This is a genomic window from Herminiimonas contaminans (assembly GCF_015645465.1).
Lineage (GTDB): Bacteria > Pseudomonadota > Gammaproteobacteria > Burkholderiales > Burkholderiaceae_D > Oxalicibacterium > Oxalicibacterium contaminans.
The window spans coordinates 42,406-60,131 of the sequence record NZ_JADOEL010000012.1 but is presented as its reverse complement, the minus strand read 5'-3'; the positions used below and the strand labels follow the sequence as shown (position 1 = coordinate 60,131).

16 protein-coding genes are annotated in these 17,726 nt (G+C 55.4%); 11 read left to right on the top strand and 5 right to left on the bottom strand.

The window, feature by feature from the left end:
• Positions 1-28: 28 nt before the first annotated feature.
• From IXC47_RS14105 to IXC47_RS14090, 4 genes are all read left to right on the top strand, one after another.
• Positions 29-1,210, top strand: coding sequence for an MFS transporter (locus IXC47_RS14105; RefSeq protein WP_195876025.1), 1,182 nt, complete (start codon positions 29-31; stop codon positions 1,208-1,210).
• 482 nt (positions 1,211-1,692) lie between these two features.
• A complete protein-coding gene (locus tag IXC47_RS14100) occupies positions 1,693-3,426 on the top strand; it encodes an ABC transporter permease (protein ID WP_195876024.1) in 1,734 nt (577 codons plus the stop codon).
• Between the two features lie 9 nt (positions 3,427-3,435).
• A complete protein-coding gene (locus IXC47_RS14095; RefSeq protein ID WP_175626112.1) occupies positions 3,436-4,737 on the top strand; it encodes an ABC transporter ATP-binding protein in 1,302 nt (433 codons plus the stop codon).
• Between the two features lie 126 nt (positions 4,738-4,863).
• On the top strand, positions 4,864-5,682 hold the full coding sequence (locus IXC47_RS14090) for a DODA-type extradiol aromatic ring-opening family dioxygenase (RefSeq protein ID WP_195876023.1): 819 nt from the start codon (positions 4,864-4,866) through the stop codon (positions 5,680-5,682).
• Positions 5,683-5,721: 39 nt separating this feature from the next.
• On the opposite strand, the gene IXC47_RS14085 is transcribed toward IXC47_RS14090, so the two are convergent.
• Both IXC47_RS14085 and IXC47_RS14080 read right to left on the bottom strand, forming a co-directional pair.
• Positions 5,722-5,922 (bottom strand): hypothetical protein, encoded by a 201-nt coding sequence (locus tag IXC47_RS14085; protein WP_175625973.1) that lies wholly within the window; start codon positions 5,920-5,922, stop codon positions 5,722-5,724.
• A 95-nt stretch (positions 5,923-6,017) separates the two neighbouring features.
• On the bottom strand, positions 6,018-6,299 hold the full coding sequence (locus IXC47_RS14080) for a hypothetical protein (RefSeq protein WP_175625972.1): 282 nt from the start codon (positions 6,297-6,299) through the stop codon (positions 6,018-6,020).
• Positions 6,300-6,673: 374 nt separating this feature from the next.
• Between IXC47_RS14080 and IXC47_RS14075 the strand changes: the two genes are divergently transcribed.
• Positions 6,674-6,892 (top strand): glycine zipper 2TM domain-containing protein, encoded by a 219-nt coding sequence (locus tag IXC47_RS14075; RefSeq protein ID WP_124574050.1) that lies wholly within the window; start codon positions 6,674-6,676, stop codon positions 6,890-6,892.
• A 212-nt stretch (positions 6,893-7,104) separates the two neighbouring features.
• A complete protein-coding gene (locus tag IXC47_RS14070) occupies positions 7,105-9,534 on the top strand; it encodes a penicillin-binding protein 1A (protein ID WP_195876022.1) in 2,430 nt (809 codons plus the stop codon).
• A 133-nt stretch (positions 9,535-9,667) separates the two neighbouring features.
• Here IXC47_RS14070 and IXC47_RS14065 read toward each other — a convergent pair whose 3' ends face one another.
• Positions 9,668-10,363, bottom strand: coding sequence for a hypothetical protein (locus IXC47_RS14065; RefSeq protein ID WP_195876066.1), 696 nt, complete (start codon positions 10,361-10,363; stop codon positions 9,668-9,670).
• An 83-nt stretch (positions 10,364-10,446) separates the two neighbouring features.
• A complete protein-coding gene (locus tag IXC47_RS14060; protein ID WP_195876021.1) occupies positions 10,447-12,012 on the bottom strand; it encodes a sensor domain-containing diguanylate cyclase in 1,566 nt (521 codons plus the stop codon).
• Positions 12,013-12,207: 195 nt separating this feature from the next.
• Here IXC47_RS14060 and IXC47_RS14055 point away from each other — a divergent pair, with 195 nt between their 5' ends.
• Entirely contained in the window at positions 12,208-12,540 is a 333-nt protein-coding gene (locus tag IXC47_RS14055) for a hypothetical protein (protein WP_195876020.1), read from the top strand.
• A gap of 93 nt (positions 12,541-12,633) precedes the next feature.
• Here IXC47_RS14055 and IXC47_RS14050 read toward each other — a convergent pair whose 3' ends face one another.
• On the bottom strand, positions 12,634-13,584 hold the full coding sequence (locus IXC47_RS14050) for a LysR family transcriptional regulator (protein ID WP_012079525.1): 951 nt from the start codon (positions 13,582-13,584) through the stop codon (positions 12,634-12,636).
• A gap of 249 nt (positions 13,585-13,833) precedes the next feature.
• Here IXC47_RS14050 and IXC47_RS14045 point away from each other — a divergent pair, with 249 nt between their 5' ends.
• From IXC47_RS14045 to IXC47_RS14030, 4 genes are all read left to right on the top strand, one after another.
• Positions 13,834-14,706, top strand: coding sequence for an aromatic ring-hydroxylating dioxygenase subunit alpha (locus tag IXC47_RS14045; RefSeq protein WP_195876019.1), 873 nt, complete (start codon positions 13,834-13,836; stop codon positions 14,704-14,706).
• Between the two features lie 103 nt (positions 14,707-14,809).
• Positions 14,810-15,910 (top strand): BMP family ABC transporter substrate-binding protein, encoded by a 1,101-nt coding sequence (locus IXC47_RS14040; protein ID WP_195876018.1) that lies wholly within the window; start codon positions 14,810-14,812, stop codon positions 15,908-15,910.
• A gap of 94 nt (positions 15,911-16,004) precedes the next feature.
• Positions 16,005-16,964, top strand: coding sequence for a PDR/VanB family oxidoreductase (locus tag IXC47_RS14035; protein ID WP_195876017.1), 960 nt, complete (start codon positions 16,005-16,007; stop codon positions 16,962-16,964).
• Between the two features lie 61 nt (positions 16,965-17,025).
• Entirely contained in the window at positions 17,026-17,721 is a 696-nt protein-coding gene (locus tag IXC47_RS14030) for a Rieske (2Fe-2S) protein (protein WP_195876016.1), read from the top strand.
• The last annotated feature ends 5 nt before the right edge of the window (positions 17,722-17,726 follow it).

Below are 17,726 nucleotides of genomic sequence, written 5' to 3'. Positions count from 1 at the left end.
TAGTGGCTGTTTTAAAGGAAAGCAACTCATGGATCAGCTACGGAACGAACCCCGCACCGTCATCGCCTACATCAACATCGCCCACTTTATCGACCACTACGCCATGCTGGTATTCGCAGCGGCGGTGATCGTGATCGCGCCGGTATTTGGCATGAGCTATGGCGAGTTGTTGCCGTACGCGACGCCGGGCTTTGTTGCCTTTGGTGCCGGTGCACTGGTCACCGGCTGGCTGGGTGATCGCTGGAGCCGGCGGCACATGATGGTGGTGTTCTTCCTCGGCATCGGTGCTGCCATGATGGCAGTCGGCCTGACGCAGACACCGCTGCAACTGGGCATTGCCTTGCTGGCGGTTGGTTTGTTCGCCGCGATCTATCATCCGGTCGGCACCGCGATGCTGGTTGCACATGCCGAGAAACTGGGGCGTGAAGTCGGTATCAACGGTGTGTGGGGCAATCTGGGCGTGGCGTCGTCGGCTTTGATTACCGGCATCGTTTGCCAGTATCTGGGTTGGCGCTGGGCTTTCCTGTTGCCTGGCCTGGCTACGATAGTCATAGGCATCATGTTTGCCATTAGCGTCCGGCATGAAGTACGCGCCGTACGTAAAGGAGGGCAGCCGGGTTCGGTGCGCGTCTCCAAGGATGCGATGTGGCGCGTGATCGTCGCACTGGTCATCACCATCATTGCCAGCTCGACGACCTTCAATGCTTTCACTGTCGCCATGCCTAAATTGTTTGCCGAACGTTTGTCAGGGATCACAGTGAATGCCGCATTGCTCGGTGTGATCGTCGCCGGGACGTATGTGTTCGGTGCATTGGCGCAGTATGTTATCGGTCATTTGCTGGATAAGCACTCACTGAAAACCCTGTTCCTGCCACTGGCATTCACGCTGGCACCACTGCTGTACTTCAGTGCCAGCCTGTCCGGTTTGCCGCTGATATTGATCTGCATAGGCATCGTGATCTGCATCTTCGGCCAGGTCACGGTGAATGACGCGATGATAGGCAAGTACACCAGCGACGAATGGCGCGCCCGTGCATACTCAGTGCGCTACTTCCTGGGTTTCACTGCGGCTGGCGTATCGGTCGGTGTGGTGGCGAGCTTGCATGAACGCGGTGGCTTTGGCTTGATGCTGCAGGCGCTGGGTGCTTTGTGCGTGCTGGTGATCGTAGGTGCGATTTGTTTTCCGCAAGAGCAGCGCGTACCGGCTTAAGGGTGCAGGTATCGATCTGCCTATAGAAGTTTTTTGCTGTAAACCAAGAATCGCATATCCGCTGGCGGAGGCTCTGGCTTGGTGGTAAAGTGCGTCGATTATTTTGTTATGGGGTTCCAGCATGGGCTGTTCCAGTTGTAGTTCTCACACAGGCAGGACACTGGCAAGGTAGCCCATCTCCTCATCGCTACCTTGCCGCAATGGCGGGTAGTGGTATACCGGACTGACGGTTCTCGTTGGTTCTTTATCTACTCCCTTCTTATCGTTTATCTGTTTCGCCCTGCGTTGCCCGTGTGCACCGAGCAGGGCGCGACCGCGTTGTATCTGGCTACTGAGGTGGCGGCATGCATGGCCGCACCGGATGATGGTTGGCGGACGTAAGCATGTTGTCACATGCAGCTGTCATCCTGTCTGGCTGGGGAAATCCATACATTTTCCCCAGCTGGCCCAAGCCGATACCCTGAATACAAGGTTTTACTAATATGTTTGAGGCTATCGTTCCTCGCAAGACAGAGCGCTCCCTGCTCGCGGTCACACCCAATCGCTGGGATTGGGCTTTGCTGCCGCTGGTGCTGTCGGTACTGGTCGCCGTCGGTTTCGGCGCGATGCAGATGACGCGACCATTCGTGGTCGGTGAAGTCACGCCTATCTCGCTGGACCCATCCAATCTTCCTTATTACCTGCTGCGTACCATCTTGCGCATGTTTATCGCACTGGGCTGTGCCTTGTTGTTCAGCTTTGTCTTTGCTGCGATTGCGGCCAAGTATCGTGCTGCCGAAAAGGTGATGATCCCGACGCTGGATATTTTGCAGTCGGTGCCTATCCTTGGTTTCCAGGCGATCGCCATTGCGCCGTTCATTGCTTTCTTTCCTGGCAGCCTGTTAGGTGTCGAGTGCGCGGCGATTTTTGCGATCTTTTCTTCGCAGGCCTGGAATATGGCGTTCAGCCTGTATCAGTCGATACGTACGGTACCGTCAGAGTTGAATGAAGCGGCGCGCGTGTTCCGTTTGTCTGGCTGGCAGCGCTTCTGGCGGCTGGAGTTGCCGTTTGCGATGCCGGGCTTGTTGTGGAACATGATGATGTCCATGTCCGGCGGCTGGTTCTTCCTGGTTGCGGCCGAGGCGATTTCAGTCGCCAATCAGGATATTAAATTGCCCGGCATCGGTGCTTATATTGCAGTGGCGATCGAAGAGAAGAATTTGCACGCGATCTTGTGGGCTATCGGTGCGATGTTGGCCGGTATCATCTTGTATGACCAATTGTTTTTCCGTCCCTTGTTGGCCTGGGCCGATAAATTCCGTTTCGAAGAGTCGCAGGGCGAAACCGGGCAGCGTTCGTGGCTGCTGAACTGGGGACGGCGCAGCCGCTGGATGCGTGCCGGTACCGACCGCATGTGGGCGATGCTGCGCAGGACCTTGGGCTGGTTCAGTGTGTCGTACGACGGCACGGCACCACGTGCGAGCGCACGCGCTATCCATCCGATGTGGATGCAGGCGTGGAACATTTTCCTGCTGATCGCCGCCTGTCTGGCTTTGTATCGCCTGGTGATTTTTGTCCATAGCGATGTCGGCTGGGCCGAGGTCGGGCATGTGGTGTGGCTGGGGCTGATTACGTTGACGCGTGTTTTATTGCTGATCGCACTGGCATCGCTGGTGTGGATGCCGATAGCAGTGTGGATAGGTCTGCGTCCCAGGTATTCACAACGCGTGCAGGGACTGGCGCAATTCCTCGCGGCCTTCCCGGTGAACCTGATGTTCCCGCTGGTGGTGTATGTACTGCTGACTTTGCAGCTGAATCCGAATATCTGGCTCAGTCCCCTGATGGTGTTCGGTACACAGTGGTACATCCTGTTCAATGTGGTGGCAGGTGCATCGACCATCCCGAATGAATTGCGCCTGGCTGCGGACAACCTGGGCTTGAAAGGCTGGTTGAAGTGGAAGCGGGTTTATTTGCCTGCAGTGTTCCCCAGCTATATCACCGGTGCGATTACCGCAAGCGGCGGTTCGTGGAATGCCAGCATCGTCGCCGAGTATGTGACATGGGGCAAGACGACACTGATCGCTGACGGCCTCGGCAGTTACATCAAACAGATGACGGATGCCGGTGATTTTCATCGCATCGCGCTTGGCATAGGCGTGATGTGCATATTTGTAATGTTGTTGAACCGATTTTTCTGGCGCAAGCTGTACCTGCTGGCAGAAGACCGCAGTCGTTGAGGAGGCATGATGAGCCAGAATGTATTGATCAATTTGAAGGGCGTCGATAAATCCTTCCAGACCGCAGACGGCACGCCTTCGAGTGTGCTGGAGCAGGTGGATTTCACGCTGGCCGAAGGTGAGATCGTCGCCTTGCTGGGTAAGTCCGGCTCCGGTAAATCGACGCTGTTGCGCATCATGGCTGGTTTGATTCCGGCCGATAGTGGTAGCGCTACCTATCGTGGCCAGACTATTTATGGCCCGGTCGCAGGGATCGCGATGGTCTTCCAGTCGTTTGCCTTGTTTCCGTGGCTGACAGTGCAGCAAAACGTGGAGCTCGGACTGGAGGCGCAAGGTGTGCCACCGGAGGAGCGTGAAAAACGCGCCGATGCAATGCTGGACCTGATCGGACTCGCTGGTTTTGGCGGCGCGTTGCCGCGTGAATTATCGGGTGGCATGAAGCAGCGCGTCGGTATCGCGCGTGGCCTGGTGACCGGGCCGGATGTGCTGTTGATGGATGAGGCGTTCTCGGCGCTCGACGTGTTGACGGGCGAAACCTTGCGCGATGACATCCTTGAGATGTGGGAAGAAAAGCGTATCCCGACCAAGGGCATATTGATCGTTTCGCACAATATCGAAGAAGCGGTGATGATGTCGGATCGCATCCTGGTGCTGTCGAGCAGCCCAGGACGGATACGCAGCGAGATCAAAATCAGTTTGCCGCGTCCGCGTAATCCGGATTCGGCTGAAGTGCGTGCACTGATCGATGAAGTCTATGCACTGATGACCATGCGTACCCCGCAGGAAGCGACGACCGGTGTGGCCGTGCAGGCGCACCTCAGCTATCGCTTGCCGGAAACCGACGTTGCGCATATCGAAGGCGTACTCGATTTGCTGGCGGCACCGCCGTTCAACGGTCGCGCCGACTTGCCGGAGCTGACCGAAGAAGCGAAGCTGCCGGATGAAGAATTGTTCCCGACATATGAAGCGCTCGGCTTGCTGGGCCTGGCGCAGGTAGAGAAGGGTGACATTACGCTGACCGCCCTCGGTCATGGCTATGCACAGGCAGCACATATCCGGCGCAAGGAAATCTTTGGCCAGCAGTTGCTGACGCATGTGCCGCTGGCAACCCATATCCGTCAAAGCCTGGAGCGCGAACCGAATGGCTCGCTGTCGGAGAAACGTTTCCTCGATACGCTGGAAGAATTCCTCAAGGAAGAAGAAGCCAAGCGTGTGCTGGAAGTGGTGGTGGAGTGGGGACGTTATGGTGAAGTCTATGAATATGACTATCACACCGGTCAGCTCAAATTACCGGAAAACGAAGCGGAGTAATACGCCAGGCCATGTTTACCGTCCTGCGCTGACACCTGAAAACGCAGCGCCAGCAAAAAAATCGCAACGGCTGCACAATACTGTTTTAATTAGTACTAATTTGAAACAGCAGAACAGGATATAGCCATGGCCGATTCCAAGCGCGTCCCAACCTTTTTCATTCCCCACGGCGGTGGTCCATGCTTTTTCATGGACTGGCCGGGTGATCCGCATATGTGGGACAAGATGGCGGACTTCCTGCGCAATATGCATAAGGAAGTCGGCAGCAAACCCAAAGCCATCCTGATCATTTCCGGGCACTGGATGGAGGATGAGTTTACCGTGATGAGCACGGCACAGCCGTCGCTGATTTACGATTACTACGGTTTTCCTCCGCATACCTATGAGCTGAACTATCCGGCGCCGGGCGCGCCTGATGTGGCGCAGCGCGTCGTCGAATTGCTGACGGCTGCAAATATCCCGGTGCATACCGATAATCAGCGCGGCTATGATCACGGCGTGTTTATTCCGTTCAAGCTGATCTATCCGGATGCGGATATCCCGGTGCTGCAATTGTCGATGAAGAAAACACTGGACCCGGCCGAGCACCTCAAGGCAGGTGCCGCCTTGCAGCAGCTACGCGATGAAGGCGTGCTGATCGTCGGCAGTGGCATGAGTTTCCACAATATGCGCGGCTTCAGCCCGGCGTTCACCGAACCATCGAAACGCTTTGATACCTGGCTCAGCGATAGCATCGCTGCACCCAGCGCACAGGAACGTGATGCCTTGCTGACAGAGTGGGAAAAAGCGCCGGATGCAAAACTGACGCAGCCACATCCGGATCACTTGCTACCGTTGATGGTCGCAGCAGGTGCCGCCGGTGACGATACCGGACGCAAGATTTTTGAAGACAAGGTAATGAATGTAGTCGTGTCCGGCTATGTATTCGGCGGACAGACAGCCTGACGAGTGTCAGGCCTGGCTGGTTTGCTGACGGCTGGCGTCTTAAGCGTGGGCTGGGGCCGCTGCTTTGAAGTTGCCCTGGCCGAGATCGATGGACATCAGCGCCTGGATTTCAGGGCTTTTGGATTGATCTGCAGGTTCTTTGCTGTAGGTTGCTGCAAAAGCAGCTTCTGCGGCGCTACGGTCCATGCCGGTTTTTACCAATGCCTTGATCCAGCGCTCACGCCAATAGTTCGAACTCATGCTTGCTTCCCTTATTTAAATAATGTCCCAAATGTACTTCTTGCCGGGCTCCGACAACAATATCGCCCGCATTCTAGCAAAAGATGGGGAAACTGCTAACCGCGCCGGTCAATAAAATCGCGCGCGATCATCATGCCGCCTTGTAAACACTGCGCTGGCGTCATAAAACAGTGCTCGGTGGCGACATCCAGCTCACGAAAGCCGATGGAAAGCTGTTCGGTGACGACGATGCGCGGCGCGTACATGCAGACGGTGGCATCTTCATAACGGGAGGCACCGGAGATTTCAACCAGGATCTTCCAGCCTTTGTAGACTTCGCGGCGCGATTCCATGATCGTCTGGTCGGCGGGTGCCAAATACTGTGTAGTGCTCATCATGCAGCCTGAATACGGTAATGAGGTTTGATTATAGCTAGCTATGTCCAAACGTATATAGCGAATCCGGCCAAATGCGAATTATTTTCATCAGTTTTGCAAAAGTAGCGGATGCCGGGCGTCGTTAAAAACGGGTTCCTTCCCGTATTCCTACAGCAAGTAGCTGCATTGTCTGATGGCTAACTTGGGCAGATTTTTTTACGATGGCGCCGCTGTCGCAGTTTTCGTCCTGAGCTGTCACTCCATATTTTGTTGGGTGCCGGCAAGATTGAAAATTTGCTGCGACGGGCAGGGAATCTTTCCGCTGCCTTTGCTGTCAGTGACAGGTAATTAACTTTTCTATTTACCTGTCTTAACACTCTGTCTTGAGGTCTTCGATGAAAATGATGCAAAAAATTGCCAGTACTGCCGTGATTGCTGTTGTGGTGCTTACCGTTGCAGGTTGTAGTGGTATGTCGCGCCGCGACCGGAATATGGTGACCGGTGCCAGTATCGGTGCCGTCGGCGGTGCGATCCTGACAGGTGGCAGCACGCTGGGTACCGTTGGTGGTGCTGCGGTTGGCGGCGTGATCGGTAATGAAATCGGTCGCAGATAACTAGCAGACCAGATACTGAGTATCCGGCTTACAGCCGTATACATTCCAAAATGGCCCGCTGTGATGCGGGCCATTGCTATATGCGCCCGGTAAACAGCTGTTGAAATGACAAATGCAAGACAAATGTATTTCTAACAAGATAACAATTGGTTTCAACTTAAATGGCCAATGCCTGCTAAAGTTGCGACGCTAAGACTTAATAGGGGATCGCGTTGCGGTTTTTCTCGTACATTTCATCACAGTTTGTTGCCTGGTCCGAACGACCAACCAATATCAAGCTCCGTCAAGCAGCCATCGCTGCCTTCATCGCTTCCATCTTCGTTGCCATCCTGGGTGTCGCTTACACGCTGCTCTTTATCGTGCCGAACCTGCCATCCATTGATGCGCTGACTGATTACAAACCCAAGATTCCACTGCGTGTGTACACCGCAGATAACGTCCTCATCGGCGAATACGGCGAAGAGCGCCGTGACTTCGTATCGGTCGCGAATATTCCGGCCAGCATGAAGAATGCGATCATCGCGATTGAAGACAATAACTTCTATGAGCATGGCGGCGTCGATGTGCTGGGTGTGGTGCGTGCCGGTCTGGCTAATCTGGTGCGTAGCCGTTCGCAGGGTGCGTCGACCATCACCATGCAGGTGGCACGTACCTTCCTGCTGACGCGCAAGAAAACTTACAGTCGTAAACTGCAGGAAGTCATCCTCGCTTACCGGATAGAAAAGAACCTGAGCAAAGACCAGATTCTTGAGCTGTATATGAATCAGATCTACCTGGGTGAACGTGCCTACGGCTTCGGCAGTGCGGCGCGGATTTATTTCGGCAAGCCGATCAAGGATCTGACGATAGCCGAGTCGGCGATGCTGGCGGGTATCCCGAAAGCGCCCGCCAGCGCGAATCCGGTCGTCAATCCGAAGCGTGCGACCGAGCGCCAGCAGTACATCCTCAAGCGCATGCATGAGTTGAAGTTCATCACGGATGAGCAGTACAAGCAGGCCGCGGCAGAGAAACTGAACGTGCTGCCGAACGGCAATCGTTTCCGCACCCACGCAGAACACGCGGCTGAAACCGTGCGCCAGTTCATGTACGCACAATATAAAGACGAGATTTATACCAGCGGTTTCACCGTCTACACCACGCTGACCAAGGCGGATCAGGACGCAGCTTATGATGCAGTGCGCCGTGGCGTGCTGGACTATGATCGTCGTCATGGCTATCGCGGACCGGAAGGCTCTATCGATCTGCCCAAGGATGAAGAAGACAGACAGCAAGCCATCGATGACGTGCTGGCCAAATACCCGGATAGCGACGATCTGCGCGCCGCCGTGGTGACAGAGGCGAATTCCAAACTGATACGCGCCGAGTTGTTGTCGGGTGAAACGGTAGAGATCACCGGCGAAGGCTTGCGCTTTGCTGCTGCTTATCTGTCCGACAAGGCGACCGCACAGAAGAAGCTGGTGCCGGGCTCCGTCATCCGCGTGGTACAGGATGCGAAGAAAAAATGGATGATCTCGCAGTTGCCTGAAGTGGCGGCGGCCTTTGTCGCAGTCAATGGCCAGGATGGTTCCATCCGTGCGCTGGTTGGTGGTTTCGACTTCGCATTGAATCAGTTCGATCACGTCACGCAAGCCTGGCGTCAGCCGGGTTCGACCATCAAGCCTTTCATTTACTCGGCAGCGCTGGAAAAAGGCTTCTCGCCAGGCACGCTGATTAATGATGCGCCGCTGGCAGAAGACAGCGACGGCGAGCAGGGTAGCAAAGCCTGGAATCCGGGTAATGACAATGGCAAATACGACGGTCCAGTGACCATGCGTACCGGCTTGAAGCGTTCGAAGAACCTGGTTTCGATCCGCATCCTGCGCAAGATCACGCCTGCATACGCGATTGAGCATCTCGGCCATTTTGGCTTCGAAGCAGACAAGCAACCGGCCAACCTGACATTGACGCTGGGTACCGGTTCGGTCACGCCGCTGCAAATGGCAGGCGCGTATTCAGTATTTGCCAACGGTGGTTTCAAGGTTGCACCGTATCTGATCGAGAAAGTGGTCGATGCGCGCGGCAAGGTCTTGCTGGAAGCGCAGCATCCGCAGGCCGGTGATGAAACCGCACGCGCCATCGATCCGCGCAATGCCTTTATTACCGATTCCATGATGCGTGACGTCGTGCGTTCCGGTACCGGCTATCTGGCCAGCCAGCGCCTGGGTCGTAGTGACCTGGCAGGTAAAACAGGTACTACCGATAATGCGATGGATGGCTGGTTTGCCGGTTATGGTCGCGATATCGTCGCGGTCGCATGGATGGGTTACGACAAGCCACGCTCACTCGGTACGCGTGAGTTCGGCGGCACGCTGGCCTTGCCGATCTGGATCGACTATATGCGTACCGCCTTGCGCGGCAAACCGGAAATGGCCAAGATCGCGCCGCCGGGTGTCACGCAGGTGGACGGCGACTGGATGTACGATGAGTACGCGAATGGCGATTCAGTCAAATCGCTGGATGTGGATGAACAGAAGAGTTTCTGGGAGCGTATGTTCAATACCGATCCGAACACGACGCCACAGCTGCAAACACCGGCAGCACCAGCGCCAGGCTCACCTGAAGAGCGGGAGAAGAAACGCCTCGACGATTTGTATCGTGGCTAATCTGACCTGACACTCAAATCAAAACAGCCACTGCAGTTTTGCAGTGGCTGTTTTTCTTTCTGAATTTACTTTAAATAATCGGCGTAAACCAGCGCTTGCAAGTCCTTGATCTTGCAGTGCTTCAATGTGTGTTTTACGGCAGGAACGGTACGGACAACAGGCGCAAACCGATCGAGATCCAGCGTTCTTCGCTGCCGCTGCCAAAGCGATTGCCGTAAGTGGTGTCGATCTGCACATGGTCAGGCACCAGCCAGTGACGCACACCAAGCTGATAGAAAGGACGGCCTGCGCTTTGATCGAAGGTTTCTGCGATCAGCCAGGTACGTTCCGACAGCTGGGTTTCTGAACCCAGGCCCCAGGTGGCGCGATTGCGGTTGTTGGGCTTGTCATGCAGCCAGCCGACGTTGGTATGCAGCACGAAGCGATCATCGGCAAACGAGAAACTGGCTGGTACATAAGCGTAGGGCGAGCTGAGCAGATGGCGCAGGGTATCCGAGCGCGGCTGCATGGAGTTGCCGAAGGCCAGGCCTATGCCCCAGCCGTTTTTCTCCAGCGTCTTGAACAGGGTCTTGCCCTGCATGACGTAGCCGTGGTTTTGCGTATGGCCGTATTCATTGATGGCGGTAGCGCCCAGGCTGACTTCGAGGTTGCCGGTGAAGTTGCAGGCCGGGATGGCCCAGTATTCGGTGCTGTTCTTGTTGCCCTTGACCCAGCTTTCGACCTGGCAGGCTTTGGCATCTACGATGCGCGCATCGTCGGTAATCATCGGCCGTGCCGCGTGGAGGTTCAGGCTGGTCGCTGCGGCCGTGATGACCAGTGCGCTACGCAGCAGCGGGAGAGTGTGGGGGGGTAAAACGCATGCTCAGTCTTTCTTGATTCTTTTACCCTCGGGTAAATAAGGAGGTGCCCGCGCTAATGCGAGGTGGCAAGTGCAACCCGTCGTCGTCCCAGGTTCTTCGCCTTGTACATGGCACCGTCAGCGCGATGCAGCAAGCCTTCGCTGGTGGTGCCGGATTCCGGATACGTCGCGACGCCTATACTGGCAGAGATATGTGACGTGAGCGTGTCGTCCAGCACATAAGGTGCAGAAATGGCTTCCACCATCTTTTCAGCAACAAAACGGGCATTGTCCATGGTGGCGCCAACCATCACCATCGCGAATTCATCGCCACCCAGTCGCGCCACTACGTCGGAATGACGGCTGTTTGTTTTCAGCCGTGTGGCGACGGCGCGCAGCAATTTATCACCCGCTTCATGGCCGTACTTGTCATTGACTGCCTTGAAGCCGTCGAGGTCGATATAGAGTATCGACAGCACCGTCTTGTTGCGTTCGCATAGCGCCAGTTGCTGGCTGACGATTTCATGGAATAGCGCGCGATTCGCCAAACCTGTGAGGACGTCGTGATTCGCCTGGTGCTGCGCCTGATGCAGCATTTCCGAAGCACGTGCCAGCGAAGTGCCGACTTCATCCGCTTCGCGCAGATGCAGCGGCGGCACGTTGACCAGCTTGCCCGCACCCAGCGCCAGCGCCGGGCCGGTCAGGCCATGGATGGAATCGGCGATGCGGCCGCCGATCAGCCAGGCTGCGGCGACGCTGCAAGCCAGCAGGATGATGGTGGCGAGGATGAGCAGGAACAGGGTATTGCGCAGCTCATGCATGATGTCCTGGGTCGGGATGCCGATTGCCAGCGCCCAGTTCGACAATTTGGAACGGCTGAAAACGGTTTGTACCGCGGTGCCGTCATAGGTCACGCTTTCAAACATGTCTTCATCAGTGCTGCGCATGCGGCGCACGATTTCAGGCACCCCTTTTTTGCCTATCAGCTCCGGCTTGTTGCCAGTGCGGGCAACGATGGTGCCGGTGCTGTCAAAGATGGCGGCGATCCAGCCGTCCGGTACGTGCTGCTGTTGAAGCAGCTTATCCATGCGTGCGGGCAAGACCCCGGCACTCAGGCTATAGCGTATATCGCGCTTGCCAGGCACAGGCACGGTAATGGCAAACAGGTTTTGTTTGGACACGGTACCAAAAAACAGGTCGGAAATTACCGGCTGCTCATCCTTGAATAACTCTTCCAGGCGGATGATTTCAGTATGCGGTGGCAGCGCGGAACCGTAAGGCTGATGCGTGTTCAGATACTGGTTGCCCTGACTGTCTGACAGCACGATGTTGATGCCGTCCTGGTCGCGCTGGTTTTTCAGGACTTCCTGCGCCTGGTTATAGAAGGCGCGTAAATCGTTATTCGCGAGGTAGGGTGAGGTCGCCAGGGTAATCAGCGAAGATTCGATACTGGCGAAATCGCGGTCAACAACTGAAATCATTGCGCGGGCAGTGCTCAGTGAATTGAGCAGCAACTGATCGCGGGCGCGCTGGTAATCGTGGGTGATGAGGAGGACGGCCATCAGGGCCGCAGGCACCACGCATGCCATGACGAGTAAAACCAGCTTGGAGCGGATAGTTGGCGCGAGCTTGGTTTTCATTCTCTACGGCGGCTAAGTGGCGGTAAAAGAAGCGGGGAAGGCGGAATTTTATCTCAAGTCGTCTCGCGCTCCGCGAATTTATTGCCAAAAGAGAATTTGCAGCTCATTAATTTTGTTAAAGCGCAACGAAGCGCAGATAATAAGCGCTTTAAGACGCAGATAATATTTCCATGTGGAAATTAAAACAGAGTTCGTATGAAAACAAGAATAGAAATTAGCGGCTGCTTTCCGGTTTTGAATTCACTGAATGAGCAGCAATTTATCAATGCGATAGAGCCGCGTTTCATCGATATCCGCAATCCGGTAAGCGGATTGCAAATCGATTTGTTTGGCAAAGTCAGCGGGCTGGAGATACTGCGGGAGCAGGGCCTGGTGATCGCCGAGATAGAAATTCCGGATGATTATCTGACGCGACATAAGCTGCAGCAGGATCAGCTGGAGCAGGTATTGGTGGCGCGTGTCAGCAAGTTAAGGCATCCGGCGACCGGGGCTATGGCACCGGTAGAGGCGCGTCTGGCGGCAAAATGAACTGGTTAAATAAGCTAATATTTTAAATTCAAATACTTATTTAAGTATTTGAATTTAAATTAAATAAAATTATTTAACAATTTCCTGCTGGATTCATTTTTCGCGACGTTTCGGGATCGCATGTCCGACATAGCGCTGGAAGGTTTCGATCTGCATGAAGCTATCCGCCATCAGGTCCACCAGTGCCCTTAGCTTTCTTCCCATATAACGTTGCTGCTGATAAACGCAGTACACCGGCACTTTGTCCGCATGCCAGTCCGGCAGCAGCGGGATTAAAATGCCTGCGTCGATTTCCGGGCGGGTAAAAAAATCCGGCAGCAAAACAATACCGTATCCATCTATCGCAAAGGTTTTGGTGACCCAATAATCGTTGGTCGTCACTATGGTCCGGGGCTGGCTATGGAAGGATGCATCTTGCGAACGCAAATGCCAACCACCTGCGCGCGGCGAAGTCGTGAGTACGATACGCGGGTGTTGCTCCAGGTCTTCCGGGCGTGTAGGCGTGCCGTTGCGACGTAAATATTCCGGGCTGGCATACAGCCGGTAAGTGAGGTTCCCCAGTAACTTGGCGACCAGGTTTGGCTGGTTCGGCGGTTGCGAGCAAACATAGCAATCCACATTGTCCGGGATGCTGGTGATTTCCTCACCGACCAGATCCAGATGGCAGGTTACCCCCGGATAGCTATCCAGGTATAAGCCGAGGACGCGGGAAACAAAGCTGGTACTCAGGTGGTTATTGGTCAGCAGATAGAGATCGCCGCGTAATCCTTCGGACAGGTTTTGTACATCCGTCTGGGCGGTGGCCAGACCGGCGTTCAAGTCCGCAATAATCCTTTCGCAATGCGCATAAAAAGCAGTGCCTGCTTCCGTCGGTGCGATGCGACGCGTCGAGCGCAGGAATAATTGCACCCCCAGTATTTCTTCCAGTTTGGCGATCTGGCGGCTGATGGTGGTCTTGGGTATGCCGCCTTCATTTTCAGCGCGCCCCAGGCTGCCGTTGCGCATCAGGAGCACGAAAGACTCAATCAGTTTGATGTCAATCATAGTGTTCCCGGTATTGCAAAAACCACTGTGCCACAAATGAAATAGACATTCCCATGAATCCCCTTATGCAGCGCTTCGAGAAAAACTATAGTGCCCCACATCTGCAAGATTGTTCTGGCACCAAAGGCATTGAAATCATAACAGAGCCGGTGTGAAGTCCAGAGGTCCAAGCTTGCAATAAAAGGGATCAAAAGATGCGGCTTGATCTGCACTGAGCCCGCGATTGAACGATAGTTCACGGAGGAGACGATGCATATTACCAAGGACCCGGTCGTACTGAACGACTGGTTTGTGGTTGCGGCGGCGCGCACCCTGCAGCCTGACGGAATCATCTACACGCGCTTGCTCGGACAAGACCTCAAGGTGTGGCGTGATGCTGCCGGTAAGCCGCATGCGGCACCACATGGCAGTGCAGCCCCGGCCGATGCTGGTGAGTATCGGGTAAAGGAGCGCTACGACAGTATCTGGGTTTCGCTGGGCGAGCCGCAAAGCGACTTGTTCGATGTTCCGGAGTTTAGCCAGCCCGGGCGTCGCATCATCAACTGCGGTGCAATCGGGGTGCACACTTCCGGTTTGCGCATCGTCGAAAACTTCCTGGATATGGCGCATTTTCCCTTTGTCCACACCGACTGGCTGGGCAAGGAGCCGTACACCGAAGTCAAGGATTACAAGGTGGATGTACGTGCCGACACCGGGGAAATCTGGGCCACCGAGTGCAAATTCTGGCAACCCAAGGCGGCACCTACTGCCAGCGGCGGCATGGAAGTCGAATACACCTACCGCGTCATGCAGCCATTTACCACCATGCTCTACAAGAGTTGCCCGACCAGGCCGGGTGAGTTCGACATCATCTTCTTGCTAATCCAGCCACTGGACGAAGACCGCTGCCTGGCGCATGCGATCTTTGCCTATTTCGATACCGAGAGTGATGACGCCGAACTGATTTCATTCATGCATCTCATCTTCGGGCAGGACAAACCCATCCTGGAAAACCAGCTACCCAAACTGATCCCGCTCGATCCGCGTTCGGAAATCCCGACCCGGGCCGATGCCATGTCGATTGCCTATAGACGCTGGTTGCGTGAGAAAGGAATGCAGTACGGCGTGCAAAAGGCGGCCTGAAGACCGCGCACGATACACATACGTCAGAGCCATTGTCCAGGCATCGTTCCATAGAAGAAACGGGCCTGGCCAGGTATAAAACTTACAAAATTGGAGACATATCATGTTGAGAGATACCCGCCGTGATTTCCTGAAACAGCTTTCGGCCCTCGGTTTGACCACCGCAATAGGTGGGCGCGCCATGGATGCTTTTGCTGATGAGGTATTGAAGGTTGCCGTTGCCTATGTGTCACCGATAGGTGATGTCGGCTGGACCAAGCAGCATGACCTGGCAAGGCAGGCGATGGAAGCCGCATTCCCCGGCAAGATCAAGGTAGTCAAGGTGGAAGGCGTGTCGCAGGCGCAGGATGCGGAGCGGGTATTTCGTGACCTGGCTAACCAGGGTAACAAACTGGTCATCGGCACCAGCTTTTCGCATATGACGCCGATGATGAAAGTTGCGCAGTCGATGCCGAAAACGACATTCGAATTATGTTCCGGTATCAAGACACTGAAAAACATGGGGGCTTTCGAAGCACGCTATTACGAAGGCACCTACCTGGCCGGCATCGTGGCCGGCAAAATGAGCAAGAGCAATGTGTTGGGTTTCATCGGTGGTTTCCCGGTGCCAGATATATTGGGACCGGCGAATGCTTTCCTGCTCGGTGCGCGCAGCGTCAATCCGAAAGCGACTTGCAAGGTGATCTGGCTGTCATCCTGGTATGACCCGGCGAAAGAGCGGGATGCTGCAAATGCGTTGATTTCCGAAGGGGCGGACGTCGTGATGTCGATGACGGATACGCCGACCACGGTACAGGTGGGCGAAGAAAAAGGCGTATGGACAGTAGGCTATGCCAGCGATATGTCCAAATACGGCCCGAAAAAGCACCTGACTTCCTTTGTCGTCGACTGGAGCAGTGAATACATCAATGCCGCGCGCACCGTCATGGACGGCACCTGGAAATCCAGCCATCGCTGGGATGGGCTGAAAACCGGCGTGGTGAAAATGAGTCCTTACAAGCCGGCAATCCCGAAGGATGTGCTGGCTTATGTGGCGCAGCAGGAGCAAGCCATTATCGCCGGCAAGCTGCACCCGTTCGCCGGACCGCTCAGGGACCAAAGCGGCAAGGAGCGGGTGGCCGCCGGGTCCGCCTTGCCTGACGACCAGCTCAAGGGCATCAATTGGTTCGTCGAAGGCATGCAAGGCAATTTGCCGAGAAGCTAGCGACCTTTTTCATTCCCTTTTATTTAACTAGTTGCAACAGACCGCCGCCGCGAGGCCGGGTGGCGGGTCTCGCTGAAAGCGCAGAAAGCAGCATATGACTACTCTTACTGTCCGCGTTGACAAAATTACGCAAGAGGCTTGCGATATCAAGTCGTTCGAATTGCGCAGCGTATCCGGTGAAGCTTTGCCTGCCTTTACGCCGGGCTCCCACATTGATGTGCATATGGGGGAGGGGCTGATACGCCAGTATTCGCTATGCAACGGGCCGGACGACATCGACCGCTACCTGATTGCCGTGAAGAAGGAAGTGACTTCCCGTGGTGGTTCACAAACCATGCATGAAGGCATCAGCGTAGGCGACCTGATCAAGATCAGCGCACCGCGCAATAATTTCCCGCTAGAGCAATCACAGGGGCCTTATCTGCTGCTGGCGGGCGGGATAGGTGTGACGCCGGTCCTGTCGATGGCGCGACACCTGCTGGCGCAGGGAGTTGAGTTCGAGCTGCAATACTTTACGCGTTCGATTGCGCATACCGCTTTCCATAAACTCCTGTCCGGTCCGGAATTCCAGGGCCGCGTCAAATTCCATTATGCGTTGGAGCCCGAGGGATTGCGTGCCTACTTGCGCAAATTGTTATGGAATTACCCGGAAAACGGCGCGCTCTATCTATGTGGTCCACGTGTATTCATGGACCTGGTGGAAACCACGGCCGCCGCGACCTGGCCACCGCAAGCGGTACATCTCGAATACTTCAGCGCCGATCCCTTGTCGCTGGCCGGTGAGCAAGAGTCATTCGAAGTCAGGCTGGCGCGCACAGGCGGCACCTATGCGATTCCCGCGGGCATGCCGATTACCGAAGCATTGGCGGCGCATGGCATCCACATCGATACCTCATGCGAACAGGGTGTCTGCGGTACTTGCCTGACCGGCGTGCTGGAGGGGACGCCGGATCACCGTGATGTCTATCTGTCCGATGCCGAGAAAAAATCCTGCGACAAGATCATGCCTTGCGTATCAAGGGCAAAGAGTCCCTTGCTGGTACTCGATTTGTAAAGAAAACAAGGCACTACCAAGCAATTTGCATCCAACACATAAAACAACAGGAGAACTGAATATGACTCTCAACGCAAATACAGCAAACAACTGGTCAGTGGTCGCGGCTTCGGTCGAAGTAGCGGCCGGCGAAATCGTGCAGGCTTTTTTGCACGGCCAGGAATTGGCGCTCTGGCGCAATGCTGCAGGGGAGATACAGGTATGGGCCAATCGTTGTCCGCATCGCGGCACCCGCTTTACGATGGGACGCATCGTCGATGACCAGCTGTCCTGTGGCTACCATGGCTGGCGCTTTGGCAGCGGCGGTCAATGTACCTACATCCCGGCACATCCCAAATTGCCGCCACCGAAAACCGTATGTGCGAAAACTTTCCAGGCGGTGGAACGCTACGGGATGATCTGGACCAGCCTGGGTGCGCCGGAAGCGGAAGTGCCACAGCTGCAAGCGCTGGCCGATCCGGAACAGCAGTCCTTGTTTTGCCGCAGCTTTGTCGTGTACCAGCCTGCCGACAAGGTAGTGCAAGCGCTGCAGCAAACTTCCGCTCATCACTATGAGTCACCGCAGGCGAATGTATTGACCGGCAGGGATGAAGCCGGTGCCGCATTGACCCTGCTGATCCAACCTATGGCGGCAGGCAAATCCACGGTTTATCTGTGGGCCAGCGCCAAACATGCGGCTGGTGATGCCAAGGGCATACGTCAGCGCCATAACGCCTGGTTCAAGCAGCAGCGGCAGCAACTGGAAGCCGGTGCCTGACTTCC

Excerpts from the sequence above, each read along its gene's own strand:
- IXC47_RS14040 (WP_195876018.1), top strand. The coding sequence starts at position 14,810 with ATGTTGAGAGATACCCGCCGTGATTTCCTGAAACAGCTTTCGGCCCTC.
- IXC47_RS14075 (WP_124574050.1), top strand. The coding sequence starts at position 6,674 with ATGAAAATGATGCAAAAAATTGCCAGTACTGCCGTGATTGCTGTTGTG.
- IXC47_RS14095 (WP_175626112.1), top strand. The coding sequence starts at position 3,436 with ATGAGCCAGAATGTATTGATCAATTTGAAGGGCGTCGATAAATCCTTC.
- IXC47_RS14085 (WP_175625973.1), bottom strand. The coding sequence starts at position 5,922 with ATGAGTTCGAACTATTGGCGTGAGCGCTGGATCAAGGCATTGGTAAAA.
- IXC47_RS14080 (WP_175625972.1), bottom strand. The coding sequence starts at position 6,299 with ATGATGAGCACTACACAGTATTTGGCACCCGCCGACCAGACGATCATG.
- IXC47_RS14055 (WP_195876020.1), top strand. The coding sequence starts at position 12,208 with ATGAAAACAAGAATAGAAATTAGCGGCTGCTTTCCGGTTTTGAATTCA.
- IXC47_RS14090 (WP_195876023.1), top strand. The coding sequence starts at position 4,864 with ATGGCCGATTCCAAGCGCGTCCCAACCTTTTTCATTCCCCACGGCGGT.
- IXC47_RS14100 (WP_195876024.1), top strand. The coding sequence starts at position 1,693 with ATGTTTGAGGCTATCGTTCCTCGCAAGACAGAGCGCTCCCTGCTCGCG.
- IXC47_RS14035 (WP_195876017.1), top strand. The coding sequence starts at position 16,005 with ATGACTACTCTTACTGTCCGCGTTGACAAAATTACGCAAGAGGCTTGC.
- IXC47_RS14045 (WP_195876019.1), top strand. The coding sequence starts at position 13,834 with ATGCATATTACCAAGGACCCGGTCGTACTGAACGACTGGTTTGTGGTT.
- IXC47_RS14050 (WP_012079525.1), bottom strand. The coding sequence starts at position 13,584 with ATGATTGACATCAAACTGATTGAGTCTTTCGTGCTCCTGATGCGCAAC.
- IXC47_RS14030 (WP_195876016.1), top strand. The coding sequence starts at position 17,026 with ATGACTCTCAACGCAAATACAGCAAACAACTGGTCAGTGGTCGCGGCT.
- IXC47_RS14105 (WP_195876025.1), top strand. The coding sequence starts at position 29 with ATGGATCAGCTACGGAACGAACCCCGCACCGTCATCGCCTACATCAAC.
- IXC47_RS14060 (WP_195876021.1), bottom strand. The coding sequence starts at position 12,012 with ATGAAAACCAAGCTCGCGCCAACTATCCGCTCCAAGCTGGTTTTACTC.